We start from the raw sequence: 230 nt of genomic DNA, 5'->3' as shown, positions 1-230 counted from the left end.
TCCAATACGTTGAGACTTATTGAAGCCCAGACAGCCTGGAGAGCAACAATCCATCAATATCCGGGCTTGTTACAGGTCAGCTTCATGCAGCCGGAGAACCGGAAAAAATGAAAGCACTCACCTCTCTCATTTTGCCAGTAATACTGCTTACTGGTTGTTCTTCTTCCCCTACCATCTCGCCAGGTGGTGTCAATACGCCACCGCCTGACATTAATGCATGGCTTAAACCA

1 pseudogene is annotated in these 230 nt (G+C 47.8%); it reads left to right on the top strand.

Annotated features, from left to right (window positions below):
• Positions 1–107: 107 nt before the first annotated feature.
• A pseudogene (locus RTW80_RS31095) lies at positions 108–230 on the top strand (conjugal transfer protein); the annotation flags it as partial.

Origin of the sequence: Escherichia sp. AM3 (assembly GCF_032029835.1) — a bacterium.
Taxonomy (GTDB): Bacteria; Pseudomonadota; Gammaproteobacteria; order Enterobacterales; family Enterobacteriaceae; genus Escherichia; species Escherichia coli.
This window is presented reverse-complemented; position numbering and strand designations above follow the sequence as displayed.